Raw genomic sequence first — 17,766 nt, forward strand, 5'->3', positions numbered from 1 at the left:
AGGCATTCCACTGCCGGCCGGCCCGGAGGGCGCCTCGTCGTCGGGCGGGCCGGGGGGTGCCCCATCGCCGGACGGCCCGGAGGACCTCCCGTGGTGCGCGTCCCCTTCGGACTCCGCGCGTCCCTTGGCGCTCGCGCACTCCGCGCAGTTCGCGCTCCCCAGCCATCCCCGGACGGGGTGGACGCCGGCCGGGCAGCGGTCGCGCCACGGCTCGCCGTGGGGAACGGAGAAGCGGTACGCGGCGCGGGGCAGCAGCGCGCCCGCGAGGGCGCCCCACGCTCCGGCCGCGAGGACCAGCGACCCCGTGGTCGGCCCGGCCATGTGCCCCACCCCTCCTTCTCCCGGACCGCCGGCGCTCACCGCCGGAGCAGGTCCACCCGTACGTCGGCCGGAAACCCGGTCGTCGGTCCCACCCGGCGGGCGAACTCGGCGACCGCCTCCAGCTGGGGGGCGCCGAAGCTGAAGTCGAGGGTGGTGAAGTACCGCTCCAGCGTGGCCTCGTCGAACGCCTCCCAGCGGGCGGCCTGTTCGGCGACCTTGGCGACCTCCACCAGGGAGAGGTTGCGGGACTCGAGGAAGGCCTCGTGGACCCGGCGGGTGATGACCGGCTCGCGCTCGGCGTAGTCCCGGCGCGCCGCCCAGACCGCGAAGACGAACGGCAGCCCGGTCCACTCCTTCCAGAGCGCGCCGAGGTCGTGCACCTGGAGGCCGTAGCGGGGCCCGTCGACCAGGTTGGCGCGCAGGGCCGCGTCGCCGATGAGGACGGCGGCCTCGGCCTCCTGCATCATCAGGCTGAGGTCGGGCGGGCAGGTGTAGTAGTCGGGCCGGACGCCGTACCGCTCGGCGAGCAGGAGCTGGGCGAGCCGGACGGAGGTGCGGGAGGTCGAGCCGAGGGCGACGCGTGCGCCGTCCAGCCGGTCCAGCGGCAGCTGGGAGACGATCACGCAGGACATCACCGGCCCGTCGCAGCCCACGGCGATGTCCGGGAAGGCGACGAGGTCGTCGGCGTTGCGGAGGAACTCGACGAGGGTGACGGGCCCGATGTCGAGGTCGCCGCGCACCAGCCGCTCGCTGAGCTTCTCGGGGGTGTCCTTGGTCAGCTCGAAGTCGAGCAGCGTGCCGGTTCTCGCGAGCCCCCAGTACAGGGGCAGGCAGTTCAGGAACTGGATGTGGCCGACACGCGGCCGGGTGCGAGAATTGTCCACATCGCGAGACTAGCTCCCGTCCCGTACGGCACCTGGACCACCCCGACCCCGAACGGCCCAGCGGACGTTCAAACATTCGGGTGAAGTGATCTTGACCTCTATTGCTTTCCGGCGCCCGCGTGCTAGGCTCGCCGCAAGTTGCAGTTTGGTTTCCCTTGCAGTACAGAGCCTGCGGAGCATGTGACCGCGGGCTCTCGTCGTTTTCAGAAGTATGCAGTGATGCGGCACCGTTTCACACTTGCAGGTTCTGGAGCAGGGCAACCCTTTTGGGCCCAAGGAGGGCTTATGGCTACCGGAACCGTTAAGTGGTTCAACGCCGAAAAGGGCTTTGGCTTCATCGCCCAGGAAGGCGGCGGCCCCGACGTCTTCGTTCACTACTCCGCGATCAACGCCAGCGGCTTCCGCTCCCTGGAGGAGAACCAGGCGGTGACCTTCGACGTCACGCAGGGCCCGAAGGGCCCGCAGGCGGAGAACGTCACCCCCGCCTGATTCCTGCCTGATCGCAGAACCTGAGCGCAGTACCCAAGGAGCCCCGCGCCACCCGGCGACGGGGCTCCTGCCTTTTCCCGTTCATTTCCCGTTCACGGACCGCACCGGCCTCACCGGACCCGTGCGTCCCGGAACTCTCACACGTGCTGCATGACGAGCACGAACTTCGTCCCGGCCGCGAGCGCCTCGTACGCGTGCGGCACGTCGCCCCGGTACGACATGTAGTCCCCCGGCCCCAGTTCCACGGCCTCCCCGCGCGGCCCCGCTTTCACCCGGCCCTCGCTCACCACGATGTGTTCCACGGTCCCCGGAATATGCGGTTCTGAATCCCGTACGGTGCCCGGCTCCAGCCAGACGAAATACAGGTCCCGGCGGGCCCCTGGCGGACAGGCGGAGAGCAGCGAGGCCAGGTAGTCGGCCTGCTCGGAGTGGACCGCGGGCCCCTGACCGGCCCGGATCACCCGTACGGGTTGCACCGGCGGCTCGACCAGCGCGCTGAACGGCACGCCGAGCGCCACCGCGAGCGCCCAGAGGGTCTCCATGCTCGGGTTCCCGCTCGCCGCCTCCAGCTGGGACAGCGTGGACTTGGCGACGCCGGCACGCCTGGCCAGCTCGGACAGGGACAGCCCGGCACGGCCGCGCTCCCGCTTCAGGGAGGCGGCGATCCATTCCAGGGGGAGTCGGGCGGGGGTGGCCTCGGACATGTCGTTCGCTCCATCACACGATCGTGTGCCTTGACGGACAATGTGCTCAGCGTTCATCGTAGAAAACGTGCGTTCGACACAGCGAACGGGCCCCGCCGGGCCCGCAGACAGCGCCGACGACCGCGCCCTCGTCAGGGACAGCGCGCTCGTCTGGCTGGCCGGTGGCATCGTCGGCGTGTCCTTCGGTGCCGTGTCGGTCGCGGGCGGCCTGCCCCTGTGGGTGCCGGTGCTGATGTCCGTGGTGGTGTACGCGGGAGCGGCCCAGTTCAGCGCGGTGGGCGTGCTGTTCGCCGGCGGCGGCCCGGCCGCGGCCGTGACCGCCGGGCTGCTGCTCAACACCCGGACGGCCGCCTTCAGTCTGGCCGTGGCCGAGGTCCTCGGCTCTGGCCGCGCGAGCCGGTTCCTCGGCGCCCACCTGGTCACGGACGAGACGGTCGCCTTCGCCCTCGCCCAGCCGGACCCGGTCCGGCGGCGCCGGGCGTTCTGGACCGTCGGACTCGGCCTGTTCGCGGTGTGGAACCTCGGCGTGCTGGCCGGCGCCCTCGCGGGCAGCGTGCTCGGCGACACCTCTCGCTACGGCCTGGACGCCGCCTTCCCGGCCGTCCTGGCAGCCCTGGTCCTGCCCGCCCTGCGCGCGGACGCGACGGTACGGCGGTGCGCGCTGCCCGGCGCCGCGCTCGCCCTCGCGGTCACGCCCGCCGTCCCCGCCGGGGTCCCGGTGCTGCTCGCGCTGGCCGGCCTGTTCCTGCACAGACGCCCCGCCGTACCGGGCGGCGCCGTATGAACGCCACCGTGACCGTGATCCTCGCCCTGGCCGTCGGCACGTACGCCTTCCGGCTGGTGGGCCCGGTCCTGCACGGCCGGGTCACGGTCCCGGCCCGGGTGCAGGAGCTGGCGTCGGCGGGCGCGGTGGTGCTGCTGGCCGCTCTGCTGGCCACCGGCGCGCTGACCGAATCCGGGGGCCTCGCGGGCTGGGCCCGTCCGGCCGGGGTGCTGGTGGGCGCGGCGCTGGCCTGGCGGCGGGCCCCGTTCGGCGCGGTGGTCGTGGCCGCCGCCGCGACGACGGCGCTGCTGCGGCTGGCCGGAGTGGGTTAGGCCGCGTCCCGCCAGACGGTCAGATCCCCTTCGAGGAAGGCGGCTTCCGGCATCGCGGTCGACTTGATCTGGATGACGAACAGCGCGATGTCACCCGAGGGGTGCTTGACACAGAACTCGGTGCCGGCCGCCGCCCCGGTCAGCGTCCAGCTGTGCTTCGTGGCGTCTTCGAGGATCCGACGGCACTCGCCGAGAGTGGTGCCGTGGGCGCCGTACATCTGGATGATGATGCTGTCACCGCTGTCCAGCGCACACCCGGCCGACCGGCAGGCGAGGCGGAGAGCGCCCTTGTCGTCCTTCGCCTTGCCGCCCGGGTGCTCGATGCCGAGCGGGGTCGTCGCGTTCAGGAACGCCGGGGCGAAGGAGTCGACGCGCGGCGGCGACGGCGAGGCCGAGGAGGGCTGCGCCGCGCCGGGTACGGCTCCCGGGCCGGAGGAGTCCGACGCGTCGGAAGCGGATGCCGAAGACCGCGCGTCCCTTCCTCCGCCGGATGCCGCGGACGCCGTGGATGCCGTGGTCGCCGTGGCGTCGGCCGCCGTCTTCCGCGTACCGGACCGGCCCTCGGCGTCCAGGCCCGTCCAGGCCAGGACGGCGACCAGCAGCGCGCCGGCCGCCACCGCGGCGACCGACAGCAGCGCGGCACGCCGCCTGCGGGCCCCGCGCTCCTCCACCGTCGGCCGGAGCCACCCGGGCGGCGGATAACCGGTCAGCGGCCGCGGGACGACCTCGGTGGGCTCGGGTACCGGCGCCGGGACCGTGACCTCCGGCCCGGTGATCTCCCGCCACACGGCCGGTCCCCCGCCCGTGCCGGCCTCCGCGCCCAGCCGCTGCCGGCACCACCGCACGATCTCCGCCGGAGTGGCCCGCTCCGTGGGGTCGGCGGCCAGGCACCGGGCGAACAGCGGGCGCAGCGGCTCGGGCAGCGCCGACAGTTCCGGTTCGGAGTGGACGATCCGGTACAGCACGTTCACGCCCGGCCCCTCGCCGTACAGCGGCCGGCCCAGCGCCGCGAACGCGGCCGTCTGCCCGAGCGCGAACACGTCCGTCGCCGCCGTCACCTCGCCGCCGATCGCCTGCTCGGGCGCCATGAACGCGGGCGTGCCGATCGTGCTGCCCGTCGCGGTGTACGACGTGCCGTCCGCCGCCAGCGCGATACCGAAGTCGATCACCCGGGGCCCGTCGGCGGCCAGCAGCACGTTCGACGGCTTCAGGTCCCGGTGCACGATCCCCTCGGCGTGGATGGCCTGCAACGCCTCCGCGACCCCGGCCATCAGCCACAGCACCGCCGCCACCGGCAGCGGCCCGCGCCGGGCCACCGCGTCGCCCAGCGACGGCCCCGGCACGTACAGGGTGGCCAGCCACGGCGGGGTGCCGTCCGGGTCCGCGTCGATCAACTCGGCGGTGTACGCGCCGCGCACCCGGCGGGCCGCCGTGACCTCCCGCCGGAACCGCCGCCGGAAGTCGGGATCGTCCGCCAGCTCGGGCCGTACGACCTTCAGCGCGACGGGGCGTCCGCCCTGGGTGTGCGACAGATACACCCGGCCCATACCGCCCGCGCCCAGCCGGGCGGCCGGCCGGTAACCGGCCACCGTCACCGGATCCTCGGCCTGGAGCGCCCGGAAGACATCCGTCGCCTGGTCCATCGGCCCCTGCCCCCCACGTCATGTTCCCGCCAACGGCAGCCAGACTACGGGGCTTGCGGGCACGGCCCGCTAGGGTCCCTCCTCATGACCGGCACCCGCGCCTTCTACGACACCATCGCCGAGGACTACGCCGTCCGCTTCCGCGACCAGCTCGCGCACCGGCCCCTGGAGCGGGCCCTGCTCGCCGCGTACGCCGAACAGGTCGGGCCCATGGGCCCGGTCGCCGACCTCGGCTGCGGTCCCGGCGAGATCACCGCGCACCTCGACGGGCTCGGTCTGTCCGTGTCCGGCCTCGATCTGTCCGAGTCGATGATCGCCGTCGCCCGCCGCAGGTATCCGGAGCTGCGGTTCGAGCAGGGCTCGATGAGGTCGCTGTCCTCGGCGGACGGTTCGCTGGCCGGAGTGGTCTCCTGGTACTCCAGCATCCACACGCCCGCGGACGAACTTCCCTCGCTCTTCTCCGAGTTCCACCGGGTCCTCGCTCCCGGCGGCCGGCTGCTGCTCGCCTTCCAGGCCGGCGACGAACCGTTGCACCTCGACCGGCCGTGGGGCCACCCCGTCTCCCTGGACTTCCACCGCCGCCGTCCCGAGCGGATGGCGGAGCTGCTGAGGGGCGCCGGTTTCGCCGTGCATTCCAGCACGGTGCGGGAGCGGGTGGCCGAACACGGGGAGTCGGCCCCGCAGGCGTTCCTCCTGGCCCGGAAGGACGGCTGAGGGGGCTCAGCTCGTGGAGACCGCGCCGGCCGGGGCGAGCTGCTCCCAGTCCGTGCCGTAGACACCGCTGCCCGCGCTGGTCTCGGGCGCGCTCGCCACGCCCCCGTTGGTCTGCACCACCAGGGCGTCGACGCGGCCGTCCCCGAGCCGGACGGTGTTGACGGAGACGGCGGCTCCGGCGGGGGCGAGGGTCCGCCAGCCGTCGCTCCACGGGCCGTTCGCCGAGGTCTCGACGCGGCTCGTGACACCGCCGTTGGACTGCACGACGACCACGCTGAGCACCCCGCTGCGGTGCCGGGCCAGCGCGACGCTCCGGGCCGCGCCGGCCGGGGCGAGACTGCCCCAGCTCTCGTTCCAGGGGCCGTTCGGGGAGGTCTGGTAGCGGGTGCCGACCCCGCCGTTGGACTGGACTACGGCGACCGTGAGGGCGCCGTTCGCGAGGTTGCCGACCGCGAGGGAACCGCCCTGCGCGGCGGGCAGGTCGGTGGCGAGCGCCCCGGCCTGGGCGAAACCGCCGCTCCAGCCGCGCCAGGTGGCCGTGCCCGGGGAGGTCTCGGTGGTTTCGGCGATGCCGCCGTTGGTCTGGAGGGCGAAGAGGTGGATCCGGCCGTCCGCCTCCACACCGGCGGTCACGCTCTTGACGCCCGAGCCGGTCAGGAAGGTCCAGCCGCCCCAGCCGCCGCTGCCCGGCGCGGTCTCCGCGCGGACGGCGACACCGCCGCTGGACTGCACCACGACCAGGCCCAGCCGCCCGTCGGCGAACCGCACGGGCCTGGCCTCCACCGCCGACGACGCCTCGGCGAGGAAGGACCAGCCGCCGAAGGCGTGGCTGCCGGCGCTCGTCTCGGTCCGGGTGGCCACGCCGCCGTTGGACTGGAGGACGAACACGACGGTCCGGCCCTTGGCGTCCAGCGCCGTGGACACCGCCTTGGCGGTACCGGCCTCGGCGAATCCCGAGAGGGCGCCCCAGCCGCCGCCGGACTCGGTGGCCGTCATGATGCCGCCGTTGCCCTGGACCAGGTAGGCCTCGGCCCGGTCGTCCCAGTGGACGGCGGCCGACGGGTTGCCCGAATCGCCGGCGACGGGCCCGGTGAACTCCGGGTACGGGTCGGCCGTGTCGGTGCCGAGCCCGGTGCCAGGGGCGCAGGCCCAGGCGCCGGCGCCCTGGTCGGCGAGGATCTTCTCCGCGATCAGGATCTGTTCCTTCTTGGTGGCGAGGTCGGGGCGCGGGGCGTAGCCGGTGCCGCCGTAGTGCTGCCAGTTGGCGAGGCTGATCTGGAGACCGCCGTAGTAGCCGTTTCCGGTGTTGATGGCCCAGTTGCCGCCGCTTTCGCACGCGGCCACCTTGTCCCAGGTCGTCACGGAGGCGGCGGCCGCCGGGTGGACGCCGGCCAGGGTCAGCGGGAGGGCGGCGGCGAGGGGGAGCAGGAGGGCGCGGGCATGACGGGGCAGCGCGGGCATGGTGGGCGTCCTTCGGTACGGGAGCGGGGGCGGGGCGTGGGAAGGCCGGGGCCCGGAGCGGATGGCGCTCCGGGCCCCGTGGGCCGGTGGGCGGTCAGTAGGTCTTCGCCGCGCCCGCCGGGGCGAAGCCCTTCCAGCCGGACAGCGAACCGCCGGGGCTGGTCTCGTAGTTGCGCGAGAGGGCGCCGTTGGTCTGGGTGACGAAGACGTCGAACCGGCCGTCGGAGTGGGCCGTGGCCTCCACCGAGGCGGCGCTGCCCGCGTCCGCCAGCACCTCCCAGTTGCTCCAGGTGCCGCCGGGGCTGGTCTCGTAGTTGCGGGCGACCCCGCCGTTGGACTGGAGCATGACGACGTCCAGGCGTCCGTCGTCGTGCGTGCCCACCGAGATGTTGGTGCCGCTGACCGGGGTGATTCCGGCACGCGGGCCGCCGGTCAGGGCGGCCCCGGCGGAGGCGAAGCCCTTCCAGCCGCTCCACGCGCCGTTCACGCTGGTCTCGTAGTTGCGGGAGACGGCGCCGTTGGACTGCACGATGAAGACGTTCAGCCGGCCGTCCTTCTGGTTGGCCACGGCGATGTTGCTGCCGGCGCCCGCCGACAGCGCGGTGTTGGCGGCCCCGGCGTCCGCGAGGCCGGTCCAGTCGCCCCAGCCGTGCGAGGCCTCCGTCTCGGCGATGTGGGCGACACCGCCGTTGGTCTGCACGGCGAAGACGTCCATCCGGCCGTCGGCGTGCGTGCCGACCGTGAAGGAGGAGGCCGCGCCGGCCGGTGCGAAGGAAGCCCAGTCACTCCAGGAACCGCCCACGCCGGTCTCGTACTTGCGGGCGATGCCGCCGTTGGACTGGAGCATGAACACGCTGAGCCGGCCGTCCGCGTGCCGGGCCACCTTCAGCTGCGCGGCCGAGTTCGCCGGGGCGAAGTTCTCCCAGTCGCTCCAGGCGCCGTAGGGGCTCGTCTGGTACCTGCGGGCGACGGCGCCGTTGGTCTGGAGCGCGAACACCTCCACCCGGCCGTCGGGGTGGACGCCGGTGACGACGCTCTTGGCGGCGTTCTCCGGCGCGAAGCCCGGGGCCCAGCCGCTCCAGCCGCCGGACGGGGTCGTCTCCATGTTGCGCGCGATCGCGCCGTTGGACTGGGCGAGGAAGGTGTCCAGCTGTCCGTCGCGGGTGTGCGCGATGGACAGGGTGCCCTGCCCGTCGGCGAAACCGCTGGCGGCCGGCCGTGCCGGGTCGTCCACCACGTTGTCGTAGCGGATGGCCTGGTAGTAGCTGGTGGGCCAGCCGGCCAGGGTGCTGCCGTTGATGTTCGCGCTGTACTTGTTGGTCAGTACGGAGGGGTTGTTCTCGGCGAAGTACGTGAACGTGCCTGCCGCCTTGTCCTCCCAGCCGCCGAAGAGGACGACGTGCTCGGCCGAGTAGTTCAGCGCGTCGCCGGGCAGCAGCTGGGAGTTGGTGATGTCGGTGGAGATGTCCGGCAGGGTCCAGGTGGTGTACGAGCTGTCGGCGTGCCAGGCCATGGACACGTAACCGGAGCAGTCCTCGCGGTACTTGGTGCCCTGCGGGTCGGGGTAGTAGCCGGCCTGGTTGTAGGGGACGCCCTCGTCCACCCAGTACTGGGCCCGGGAGAGGATCTCGCTCCGGGTGATCTTGCCGCCGATGGACGAGGCGGCCTGGGCGGGGGCCGCGGTGACGGCGGACAGCACGGTGGCGGTGAGGCCGGCGGCCACCAGGGCGGTGGTGCAGCGCAGCACGGCGGTACGACGAGCGGGCACAGGTGTCTCCTGACAAGGTGGACGGGGGGAAGGGGGCTCAGCGGGCGAGGCCGGCGAGGACCTCCGCGTCGCCCTTCGGGTCGTAGGAACGGGGCGCGGCGGAGTCCCACTCGTCGAAGTGGAGCAGGACGAGCACGGAGCCGCGCCGGACGGCGTAGACGTGGTTGGCCTGGGCGCCGGGGGCCGACAGGCCCTGTACGGCCGTCCAGGCGCGGGACCAGGCGGCGGTCTCCCCGGCGGTGGCGGTCTGCCGGACCCGGGCGTCGGCGGCGAGCCCGTACCGCTTCTGGAGCGTTCGGCTGGTGGCCTCGCAGTCCTTCATGCCGGCGAGGACCTCGCGGTAGGCGGCCCGGGCCGAGGCGGCGTCCCGGAAGCCGAGGGAGTCCTGGACCGCCGGCGTCCTGTGCGCGCTGATGAACCCCTGCTGCTGCCAGCCGGTGGCTCCGCGCACGGTCACGCACTCGTTGAGCTGGAACTCCGGGCCCGGCCGCCGGGTGCTGGGCGGGGCCAGCTCCTTCCACTTCTGCGCGGTGTGGTCCGGAAGCCGGCGGGCGGTGACCCGGGTCGCGGCGAGCGCCTTCTCCCCGGCGGATCCGGGCGCGCGTGCCGCCGGTGTCGTGGCGGGCGCCGCCTTCTCGGCCGCGGCGGCAGGCGGTGCCTGGGTGGCGGCCGGCGTGGTGGCCGGGGCGCTCGGGACGGCCGGGGCGGTCGTGTGGTGTTCAGCGGTGGCCGCCGCGACCGGCGGTGCCGGGTCCTCGGACGCGTCGGCGTGGTCGGTCACCGCGTAGACGGCGGTGGCGGCGAGTACGCCCGCTCCGGCCAGGACGGCGAGCCGGACGGAGCGGGACGAGATGGTCAGGGCCATGACAGACAGGCCCGAGTGTCGAAGGTGCGCATGAGTACCCCACGAAGCATGGATGTGAGCGATCAAGTGGCCCGGCCGGTGCCTGATCGACTATGCCCGCAGGATCGTCGGCCGTCGTTCGCGGTGAGTTCACACCTTGTTCGCAACGCGTGCACGACGCGGCTCCGGCAGCGCCTGGCAGCGGAACTCCTTCGGCGAGATCCCGTAGGCGGCGCGGAAGGCCCGGGTGAAGTCCGAGGCCCGGGGCAGCCCCCAGCGCGCCGCGATGGTGTGGATCGGCGTGCCCCGCAGCAAGGGGTCGGCCAGGTCCCGGCGCGCGCCTTCGAGCCGCCGCCGGCGGATCCACGCCGCGACCGGCTCCCCCTGCGACCACTGCCGGAAGATCCGGTGCAGATAGCTGAGCGAGATGTGGTGCGCGGCGGCGATCACCGGCGGCGACAGCTCCGGATCGTGCAGGTTCTGCTTGATGAACGCCAGGATGCGTTCCGCCATGACCCGGTGCCGGGCCTCCGGCGCCAGCGCGGCCTCCGCCTCCGCGAGCTGGGCCAGCCACGCCGACAGCAGATCCAGTACGACCGCCCCCAGGCGCGGCGCGTCGGCCGGCCGCAGTGTGTCCGCCTGGCGCTCCAGACCGGCCAGCATCTGCGTCAGCAGCGCCCCCGTGCCGTCCTGCCCCGGCAGCCCCCGCCCGAGCAGCTCCCCTATCCGGTGCGGGGGCAAGGGCAGCAGCGCCTTCGGGAAGTCCACGCCGATCCCCCTGGCGAGGCGGAGTTCCCCGTCGCCCCCTGTCCGCAGGTCGTACGGCCGCGAGCTGTCGACCACGTGCAGGTCTCCCGGGCGCAGCGCGCCGCTCCGCCCGGCGTGGTCCAGGACCATGTCCCCGTCGAGCAGCAGCGTCAGGTGGTAGCGCTCGCGGTCCGTCCCGCGCACCATCCGCGCGCTGCGCCAGTAGCGCGCCGGGGCACACGCCATCGGCAGCACCGTCACCGGTCCCAGCTCCATCAGCCGGCCCTCGGCCCGGTAGTCCCGGGCATACGCGCTCGCGACCTCGCTGGCACGGCTGCGGTCGAGCATCGCGCGCCAGCGGTCGAATCTGTCCTCCGCGGGCATGTCCTCGCTGCGGAACGTCAATCCGATCATTCGCCTCGCCTTAAACAGGGTGACTGACCTGCGAAGACGAGACCGCTCAGACCGACGTCAGGTTGTAGCGCCCCGAAGGGTGTGCGGCCGGGATGTTTCCCAGCGCACGGGAGCGACCGTGTCCGCGAAGGCGCGGGCCGGCGGGCTGAGGGCGTCCCAGCGGCGGACGGCCCAGCCGACGGGGAGGGGACGGAGGCCGGGCAGCGGGATCAGCCGCAGCGGGCCGTCGCCGGGGACGGGCAGGCCGGGCACGGCGGGGACGACCGCCCTGCCGACGCCCAGTTCGGCGAGGAGGAGGGCGGTGTCCCAGTCCGCGACGCTCGGCTCGTGGGCGAACCGCACGCCCCGTTCCGCGCAGGCCGCTTCGAGGTGGGCGGCGGAGGCGGAGTTGGGCGGAAGCCGGATGAGCCGGGTGCCGGCCAGTTCGGCGGGGTCGAGGTGGGCGCGGGCGGAGAGGGGGTCGTCGGCGGGTACGGCGAGGAGCCAGGGCAGTTCCACGACGGTCCGCTGTTCGATGCCGCGGACCGGCGGGCCGATGGTGATCCAGGCGAGGTCCAGGGTGCCGTCGGCGAGGGCGTCGAAGCTGCCCCGGCCCGAACTGACCGTGCGGAACTCCAGGTTGACCTTGGGATGACGGCGGCGGAAGGCCACGACGGCGTCGGACATGAAGTGCCGGACGGTCGTGGCGCCCGTGGCCACGCGGACGTGTCCGCTGTGGCCGTCGAGGAGGTCGCGGAGCTGCCGTACGGCCAGGTCGAGGCCGTTGATGCCCTCGGCCGCCGCCATCTCCAGTATCCGGCCGGCCTGGGTCGGCACGACCCCGCGCGGCCTGCGCTCCAGCAGGGCGACGCCGGTCTCCCGCTCCAGCCGCTTCACGTGCTGGCTGACGGCGGACTGGGTGCGGCCGAGGTCCCGGGCGACCGAACTGAGGCTGCCCGCGCGGCACACGGCCACGAACACACGGAGATCGTCCAGAGTCATAAGACCCAAGTTAATGCTTGGGCCTGGGAAGAAAACCCCAGGATTGACTGGGTGTTGGCGTCGTACGAGGATCGTGTCAGGGCCGCGACCGACCCAGGCGGCAACCCGCTCCCCGCCCCGCCGAGTCCGGACGACGCGGGATGTGCGGGGAGCGGGTGCCGACCGAACGGTCAGCCCTGGCCGAGCAGCGCGAGCAGGCGCCCCACCGCGTCCGCGACCGGCCGGCCGACCTCGCCGACGGTGGCGGCGATCTGGGCGAGGGAGGCCAGGAGCAGGCCCCGCTCGCGCAGGGCGCTCCGGTCGGGAGTCAGCGCGGGCAACGTCTCCGCGACGGTCCGGTCCTGCTCCGGGGTGAGGTGGCGGCGCAGGTCCGCGAGGCCGCGGGCCAGGTCGTCGACGGCGGCGCGGAGTTCGGGGTCCTGGGCGGGGCCGCCGACGGTGCCGTAGTTGAAGCCGACGTTGCCCTGGCCGCCGTTGACGTTGGCGACCGGCCCGTAGTAGTTCGTCGTGTCGCTCACAGCTTGAACCCCGTGTTCCCGTGGCCGCCGTTGAGGTTGGCGACCGGCCCGTAGTTGTTGGTGTTGTACTGGTGCACGATCGCGGTGAACTCCGCCTCCGGGTGGTCGATCGCGTACGCGATCCGGTCCGCGATCTGCCGCAGCTCCTCCAGGCTCGGGAGGGTCACCACCAGCGCCGAGCCGCTGGCCACCTGGACGGACAGCACCGGTTTCGGCGGCGCGAGCAGGTCCTTGACGGGGACGATCAGCGCCGCGACGCAGAGGAAGACCAGGAACGCGGGATTGTCGGCGCCCCCACCGCCCGGGTTGTCCATGGCGTTGAGCGCGGCGTAGGCCAGGTAGACCAGGAAGGCGCCGACCAGCCACTTCAGGCAGCGGATCAGCGCCGCGACCCGGCTGGGCCGGAACATGTAGGCGTCGACCATCGTGATGTTGTGCAAAGGGAAGGCCGCCGACCCCGCCCACAGCATGCGGCGGCTGACCCGGAGGACGAGGGTGGCCCCCGGCACCGGGGGCGGCGATGGTGGCTGGGGTGGCGGCTCGGGCAAGGAGTGGCCCGTGAGGTTCGGATCGTTCATGTACTTCCCCGTGGTGTCGGCGCTCCGGCAGGTTACGGCCTACTCCCGGCGTTCGTACAGATTTTCCACCTGCGCCGCGAAGTCCCGCAGGATGCGGTCCCGGCGGAGCTTCATCGACGGGGTCAGATGTCCCGCCGCCTCCGTGAAGTCCGTCGGCAGGACGGCGAAGCGGCGGATGGATTCGGGACGGGAGACCAGCTTGTTCGCCTCGTCCACCGCGCGCTGGAGGACGGCCCTCAGCTCCTCGTCGCCGGTCAGGAGTTCCGGCGGGACCGGATGCTTGCCGAGCATCTGGCGCCAGTGGGTGATGCCGTCGGGGTCGAGGGTGATGAGCGCGGTGACGTAGGGACGGCCGTCGCCCACCAGGAGCACCTGGGAGATCAGCGGGTGCTGGCGCAGCCAGTTCTCCAGCGGGGCCGGGGCCACCGACTTGCCGCCCGCCGTGATCAGCAGCTCCTTCTTGCGGCCGGTGATGGTCAGATAGCCCTCGTCGTCCAGCTCGCCGAGGTCTCCGGTGGGCAGCCAGCCGTCGCGGGTCGCGGGGACCACTCCGCCGGCCTGCGGGTCCCAGTAGCCGCGCAGGACATGGTCCCCGGCGACGAGGATCTCGCCGTCCGCCGCGATCCGCACCCGGGTCCCGGGCAGCGGCCAGCCCACCGTGCCGAGCCTCGGCTTCAGCGGCGGGGTGACCGTGGTCGCGGCGGTGGTCTCCGTCAGGCCGTAGCCCTCGAAGATCTCGATGCCCGCGCCCGCGTAGAACGCGGCGAGGCGCCGGCCGAGCGGGGAGCCGCCGCAGATCGCGTATCTGACCCGGCCGCCCATGGCGGCGCGGATACGGCGGTAGACCAGGGGGTCGTAGAAGGCGCGCTGGGTCTTCAGGGCGCGGCTCGGGCCGGCTCCGGTGCCGGTCTGGCGGCCCTCCAGCGCCTCGCCGTAGCGCCGGGCCACCGCCGCCGCCCGGTCGAACACCGCCGTCCGGCCGCCCGCCTCCGCCGCCGCGCGCGCGGAGTTGTACACCTTCTCCAGCATGTACGGGATCGTCAGCAGCGCGGTCGGCCGGAACGCGGCCAGGTCCGGCAGCAGGTCGTCCGGGGCCAGACTGGGCGCGTGGCCGAGGCGGACCCGGGCGCGGACGCAGGCGATGGCCACCATCCGGCCGAAGACGTGGGACATGGGCAGGAAGAGCAGCACCGACGGCTCGTGGTCCCGCGCCTTGAACACCGGGTGGAGGATTTCGACGGCGTTGTCCACCTCGGCGAAGAAGTTGCCGTGCGAGAGCGCGCAGCCCTTGGGGCGGCCGGTGGTCCCCGAGGTGTAGATCAGCGTGGCGAGCGTGTCGGGACCGAGCATGCCCCGGCGCACGCCCACCTCCGCGTCCGGCACGTGCGCGCCCGCGTCGGCGAGCCGGGCCACGTGGTCCTTCTCCATCACCCACACATGGCGTACGTCGGGCAGGCGCGGGAGTTCGGGGCCGATCGCGGCGGCCTGGGCGGCGGTCTCCGTGATCAGGGCGACCGCGCCGGAGTCGTGCAGGATCCAGCGGGTCTGGAAGACGGAGGAGGTCGGATACACCGGCACGGTGACCAGTCCGGCCGCCCACGCGGCGAAGTCCAGCAGCGTCCACTCGTAGGTCGTACGCGCCATGATCGCGATCCGGTCGCCCGGCATCAGGCCCTCGGCGATCAGTCCCCTGGCCACCGCCTGCACCTCGGCGGCGAACCGCGCGGCGGTCACGTCCGTCCAGCGGCCGCCGGGCAGCCTGCGGCCGAGGACGACCGCGCCCGGTGCCGACTCCGCGTTCTCGTACGGCAGGTCGGCGAGGGAGCCGTGGGTGACCGGAGGCGCGAACGGCGGCACCGACGCCTCCCGTACCGCGCCGTCCAGGCGCCGGATGTCGGGCTGGACGAGGACCGGGCGGCCGTCGTAGTCGGTGGCGGAGACCGGTGCGCCGGAGGAGAAGGCGACGGGGGCGTTCGGGTACGGCGTGGACACGGGCGGCTCCTCTGGCGTGCGCGCACCGCCGGCGGGCCCCTGTGCGGGCTGGGGTTACCGCTGGTCAGGCCTGGTGATCGTACGACTCCACTGTGAGGGGGTTGTGCGGGTTCCGGGAGGGTCCGGGGCCGGGGATGTGCAACCTCGGGGAGCGCCCGACCGCTCGACTTACCTCCGGTAACGTTACTTCAGAGTAGGCAATCCGGAGAGACCGCTGGGGGCGTGACCCGATGCACACCGTGACCCTCGCCGCGCCGCCCGCGCTCGGCCCCCTGCTGGCCCGGGGCGCCCTGCGCTCCCCCTTCAAACGCCCCGCCCCGGACGCGGCCGTCCCCCGCACCCGGCTGGTACTGCCCGGCGTACGCGTCGACCTCGCGCGCCTGGCCGTGTACGAGCGGGTCTGCGGCTTCGCCACCGGCGAGTCCGCCCTGCCCCTCACCTACCCGCACGTTCTCGGCTTCCCGCTGGCCATGCGGCTGATGAGCGGCCGGGACTTTCCGCTGCCGCTGCTGGGGCTGGTCCACACGTCCATCGAGATCGAGCGGAGGACCGCGCTGCCGGCCGACGGGGCGTACGAGGTCTCCGCGTGGATCGAGGGGCTGGCGGAGCGCAGGCGTGGAACCGAGGCGGTGGTGGTGACCGCGGTGCGGCCGAGCGGGGGCGGGGGCCGGCCGGTGTGGGTGTCCCGCAGCAGGTACCTGGCCCGGACCGGGAAGCCGGGGGCACGCGGTCCGGCACAGGCCGGCGCGGCGCTTCCCGTCGTCGCCGAGTGGCGGCTCGGCGGGGACGTGGGGCGGCGGTACGGCGCCGTGTCCGGGGACCGCAACCCCATCCACCTCCATCCGCTCACCGCCCGGCTCTTCGGCTTCCCCCAGCCCATCGCCCACGGCATGTGGACCCTCGCCCGCTGCCTCGCCGCCCACGGCAGCCCGGCCACGACCGTCGTACGGGCCCGCTTCCGCGCGCCGGTACCGCTGCCGGGGACCGTCCGGTACGGGGCGGACGGCGGGGGCCGGTTCGAACTACGGGGCTCGGGCGGGCGGTTGTGCGTGGAGGGATCGGTCCGGGACGGACACTGAGGGACGCGGGCCCGCTGTGACCGGGCGCGGGGCCGTCACATCTGGGTGCGGGTGCGTGGTGTTCGGATGGGGCCCGTGGCGTTCGGGCGCGGGTTCGCCGTCGCCGGACGCGGAGCCGCCATGGCCGGGCACGGAACCGTGGCGTTCGGACGCGGGTCCGCCGCGGCCGGACGCGGGTCCGCCGCGTTCGGACGCGGGTCCGCCGCGGCCGGACGCGGGTCCGCCGCGTTCGGACGCGGGTCCATCGTCGCCGGACGCGGGTCCATCGTCACCGGGGGCGGGTCCATGGTGTTCGGGTGCGAGTCCGCCGACTCCGGGCACGGAGCCGCCATGGCCGGGCACGGAACCGTGGCGTTCGGACGCGGGTCCGCCGCGGCCGGACGCGGGTCCATCGTCGCCGGGAGCGGGTCCATGGTGTTCGGGTGCGAGTCCGCCGACGCCGGGCGTGGAACCGCCGTGGCCGGGCACGGAACCGTGGCGTTCGGACGCGGGTCCGCCGCGGCCGGACGCGGGTCCATCGCCGCCGGGAGCGGGTCCATGGTGTTCGGGTGCGAGTCCGCCGACGCCGGGCACGGAACCGCCGTGGCCGGGCACGGAACCGTGGCGTTCGGACGCGGGTCCGCCGTAGCCGCCTGCGGGTCCGCCGTATGCGGGCGCGGGCCCGCTGCCGCCTGACACAGGTCCGTCATCGCCGGGCCCGGAGCCGCCGACGCCGGGCCCAGGTCCGTGGCGTTCGGGTGCGGGTCCGCCGACGCCGGGCGTGGAGCCGTCGGCGGGTTCCAGGCCGTCGCCGGGCACTGAGGCGTCGGCGGGTGTGCCGGGGGGCGGTCGGCTAGTTCGCGTCCCGGGGTGGGGTCCAGATGGTGCCCCGCATGAGGTTGCCCAGGCCCGACCAGGCGAAGTTCATGAGTGTGGAGGCGGCCTGATGGGCCGTCACCCCCGGTGTGGCGTTGGCCCACGCGGCGAGCGACTCCGCCGCGCCGACCAGCGCCTCGGCGAGTCCGGCCACCTCGCGCTCCGGCAGGTCGGGATCGCGGTGCGCCTCCCGCGCCGCGACCGCCACCAGCCGCGTCACGAAGGCGACGATCTCCGCGCGCATCGCGGCGGCCTCGGACACGAACGGCTCGCCGTGCCTGCGGGCCTGGAGGGACAGCACCGACCAGCCGTCCGGATGCTCGGCGGTGTGCGCGAAGAACGCCCGCAGGCCGTCCCAGAGCTGCCGGTCGGCGGGCAGGTCCTGTCGTACGCCCGCGCGCACGGCCGCCGTGAGCGCGGCGGCCTCCCGGCGGATGCAGGCGGTGAAGAGGTCTTCCTTGGAGTTCAGGTACAGATAGACCAACGGCTTGGACACGCCCGCGAGTTCGGCGATCTCGTCCATCGACGCGGCCATGTACCCGCGCTGCCCGAAGATCCGTACGGCGGCGTCGAGCATCTGCTGCTCGCGCACCGCCCTCGGCATCCGCTTGGTCTTCACGGCACCCATGGGGCAAGACTAGTTCGGCCGGGAGCCGTGCCCGGCCGAGCGCGTACCGGC

General features: G+C 73.9%; 17 protein-coding genes. 5 read left to right on the forward strand and 12 right to left on the reverse strand.

Annotated features, from left to right (window positions below):
• Positions 1 to 356: 356 nt before the first annotated feature.
• A complete protein-coding gene (locus tag SCK26_RS15975) occupies positions 357 to 1,205 on the reverse strand; it encodes a menaquinone biosynthetic enzyme MqnA/MqnD family protein (RefSeq protein ID WP_318201976.1) in 849 nt (282 codons plus the stop codon).
• Between the two features lie 285 nt (positions 1,206 to 1,490).
• On the opposite strand from SCK26_RS15975, the gene SCK26_RS15980 reads away from it, so the two are divergent.
• A complete protein-coding gene (locus SCK26_RS15980; RefSeq protein ID WP_016645643.1) occupies positions 1,491 to 1,694 on the forward strand; it encodes a cold-shock protein in 204 nt (67 codons plus the stop codon).
• Positions 1,695 to 1,831: 137 nt separating this feature from the next.
• Here the strand turns inward: SCK26_RS15980 and SCK26_RS15985 are convergent, their stop codons facing one another.
• Entirely contained in the window at positions 1,832 to 2,398 is a 567-nt protein-coding gene (locus SCK26_RS15985) for an XRE family transcriptional regulator (protein WP_318201977.1), read from the reverse strand.
• Between the two features lie 67 nt (positions 2,399 to 2,465).
• On the opposite strand from SCK26_RS15985, the gene SCK26_RS15990 reads away from it, so the two are divergent.
• The gene (locus tag SCK26_RS15990; protein ID WP_318201978.1) at positions 2,466 to 3,182 is read left to right on the forward strand and encodes an AzlC family ABC transporter permease; all 717 of its coding nucleotides are present in this window, start codon (positions 2,466 to 2,468) and stop codon (positions 3,180 to 3,182) included.
• Complete coding sequence (locus SCK26_RS15995; protein WP_318201979.1) at positions 3,179 to 3,493, forward strand: AzlD domain-containing protein; 315 nt, start codon at positions 3,179 to 3,181, stop codon at positions 3,491 to 3,493. The genes SCK26_RS15990 and SCK26_RS15995 overlap by 4 nt, the downstream gene beginning before the upstream one ends.
• Here SCK26_RS15995 and SCK26_RS16000 read toward each other — a convergent pair.
• Complete coding sequence (locus tag SCK26_RS16000; protein WP_318201980.1) at positions 3,490 to 5,136, reverse strand: serine/threonine-protein kinase; 1,647 nt, start codon at positions 5,134 to 5,136, stop codon at positions 3,490 to 3,492. The genes SCK26_RS15995 and SCK26_RS16000 overlap by 4 nt on opposite strands.
• A gap of 84 nt (positions 5,137 to 5,220) precedes the next feature.
• Between SCK26_RS16000 and SCK26_RS16005 the strand changes: the two genes are divergently transcribed.
• Positions 5,221 to 5,850, forward strand: coding sequence for a class I SAM-dependent DNA methyltransferase (locus SCK26_RS16005; protein WP_318201981.1), 630 nt, complete (start codon positions 5,221 to 5,223; stop codon positions 5,848 to 5,850).
• 6 nt (positions 5,851 to 5,856) lie between these two features.
• Here the strand turns inward: SCK26_RS16005 and SCK26_RS16010 are convergent, their stop codons facing one another.
• The 8 genes from SCK26_RS16010 to SCK26_RS16045 form a co-directional block, all read right to left on the reverse strand.
• Positions 5,857 to 7,311: a transglycosylase family protein gene (locus tag SCK26_RS16010; protein WP_318201982.1), complete on the reverse strand. Its 1,455-nt coding sequence runs from the start codon at positions 7,309 to 7,311 to the stop codon at positions 5,857 to 5,859.
• Between the two features lie 94 nt (positions 7,312 to 7,405).
• Positions 7,406 to 9,079, reverse strand: a complete 1,674-nt coding sequence (locus tag SCK26_RS16015) for a hypothetical protein (RefSeq protein WP_318201983.1) — start codon at positions 9,077 to 9,079, stop codon at positions 7,406 to 7,408.
• Positions 9,080 to 9,116: 37 nt separating this feature from the next.
• Positions 9,117 to 9,944: a hypothetical protein gene (locus tag SCK26_RS16020; protein WP_318201984.1), complete on the reverse strand. Its 828-nt coding sequence runs from the start codon at positions 9,942 to 9,944 to the stop codon at positions 9,117 to 9,119.
• A gap of 129 nt (positions 9,945 to 10,073) precedes the next feature.
• Positions 10,074 to 11,084, reverse strand: a complete 1,011-nt coding sequence (locus tag SCK26_RS16025) for a helix-turn-helix domain-containing protein (protein WP_318201985.1) — start codon at positions 11,082 to 11,084, stop codon at positions 10,074 to 10,076.
• 57 nt (positions 11,085 to 11,141) lie between these two features.
• Positions 11,142 to 12,065 carry a LysR family transcriptional regulator gene (locus tag SCK26_RS16030; RefSeq protein ID WP_318201986.1) on the reverse strand — a complete coding sequence of 308 codons (924 nt, stop codon included), beginning with the start codon at positions 12,063 to 12,065 and terminating at the stop codon, positions 11,142 to 11,144.
• A 170-nt stretch (positions 12,066 to 12,235) separates the two neighbouring features.
• The gene (locus SCK26_RS16035; protein WP_318201987.1) at positions 12,236 to 12,583 is read right to left on the reverse strand and encodes a hypothetical protein; all 348 of its coding nucleotides are present in this window, start codon (positions 12,581 to 12,583) and stop codon (positions 12,236 to 12,238) included.
• Positions 12,580 to 13,161, reverse strand: a complete 582-nt coding sequence (locus tag SCK26_RS16040; protein WP_318201988.1) for a DUF6232 family protein — start codon at positions 13,159 to 13,161, stop codon at positions 12,580 to 12,582. The genes SCK26_RS16035 and SCK26_RS16040 overlap by 4 nt, the downstream gene beginning before the upstream one ends.
• Before the next feature lie 39 nt (positions 13,162 to 13,200).
• On the reverse strand, positions 13,201 to 15,153 hold the full coding sequence (locus tag SCK26_RS16045; RefSeq protein ID WP_318201989.1) for an AMP-dependent synthetase/ligase: 1,953 nt from the start codon (positions 15,151 to 15,153) through the stop codon (positions 13,201 to 13,203).
• 230 nt (positions 15,154 to 15,383) lie between these two features.
• Here SCK26_RS16045 and SCK26_RS16050 point away from each other — a divergent pair, with 230 nt between their 5' ends.
• Complete coding sequence (locus tag SCK26_RS16050) at positions 15,384 to 16,232, forward strand: MaoC/PaaZ C-terminal domain-containing protein (protein WP_318201990.1); 849 nt, start codon at positions 15,384 to 15,386, stop codon at positions 16,230 to 16,232.
• A gap of 832 nt (positions 16,233 to 17,064) precedes the next feature.
• On the opposite strand, the gene SCK26_RS16055 is transcribed toward SCK26_RS16050, so the two are convergent.
• A complete protein-coding gene (locus SCK26_RS16055) occupies positions 17,065 to 17,715 on the reverse strand; it encodes a TetR/AcrR family transcriptional regulator (RefSeq protein ID WP_318201991.1) in 651 nt (216 codons plus the stop codon).
• Positions 17,716 to 17,766 lie beyond the last annotated feature (51 nt).

It is taken from the genome of Streptomyces sp. SCL15-4, assembly GCF_033366695.1.
In the GTDB taxonomy this organism is placed as follows: Bacteria; Actinomycetota; Actinomycetes; order Streptomycetales; family Streptomycetaceae; genus Streptomyces.

Excerpts from the sequence above, each read along its gene's own strand:
- SCK26_RS16040 (WP_318201988.1), bottom strand. The coding sequence starts at position 13,161 with ATGAACGATCCGAACCTCACGGGCCACTCCTTGCCCGAGCCGCCACCC.
- SCK26_RS16020 (WP_318201984.1), bottom strand. The coding sequence starts at position 9,944 with ATGGCCCTGACCATCTCGTCCCGCTCCGTCCGGCTCGCCGTCCTGGCC.
- SCK26_RS16005 (WP_318201981.1), top strand. The coding sequence starts at position 5,221 with ATGACCGGCACCCGCGCCTTCTACGACACCATCGCCGAGGACTACGCC.
- SCK26_RS16030 (WP_318201986.1), bottom strand. The coding sequence starts at position 12,065 with ATGACTCTGGACGATCTCCGTGTGTTCGTGGCCGTGTGCCGCGCGGGC.
- SCK26_RS16010 (WP_318201982.1), bottom strand. The coding sequence starts at position 7,311 with ATGCCCGCGCTGCCCCGTCATGCCCGCGCCCTCCTGCTCCCCCTCGCC.
- SCK26_RS15995 (WP_318201979.1), top strand. The coding sequence starts at position 3,179 with ATGAACGCCACCGTGACCGTGATCCTCGCCCTGGCCGTCGGCACGTAC.
- SCK26_RS16025 (WP_318201985.1), bottom strand. The coding sequence starts at position 11,084 with ATGATCGGATTGACGTTCCGCAGCGAGGACATGCCCGCGGAGGACAGA.
- SCK26_RS16055 (WP_318201991.1), bottom strand. The coding sequence starts at position 17,715 with ATGGGTGCCGTGAAGACCAAGCGGATGCCGAGGGCGGTGCGCGAGCAG.
- SCK26_RS16000 (WP_318201980.1), bottom strand. The coding sequence starts at position 5,136 with ATGGACCAGGCGACGGATGTCTTCCGGGCGCTCCAGGCCGAGGATCCG.
- SCK26_RS16050 (WP_318201990.1), top strand. The coding sequence starts at position 15,384 with ATGCACACCGTGACCCTCGCCGCGCCGCCCGCGCTCGGCCCCCTGCTG.
- SCK26_RS15985 (WP_318201977.1), bottom strand. The coding sequence starts at position 2,398 with ATGTCCGAGGCCACCCCCGCCCGACTCCCCCTGGAATGGATCGCCGCC.
- SCK26_RS15980 (WP_016645643.1), top strand. The coding sequence starts at position 1,491 with ATGGCTACCGGAACCGTTAAGTGGTTCAACGCCGAAAAGGGCTTTGGC.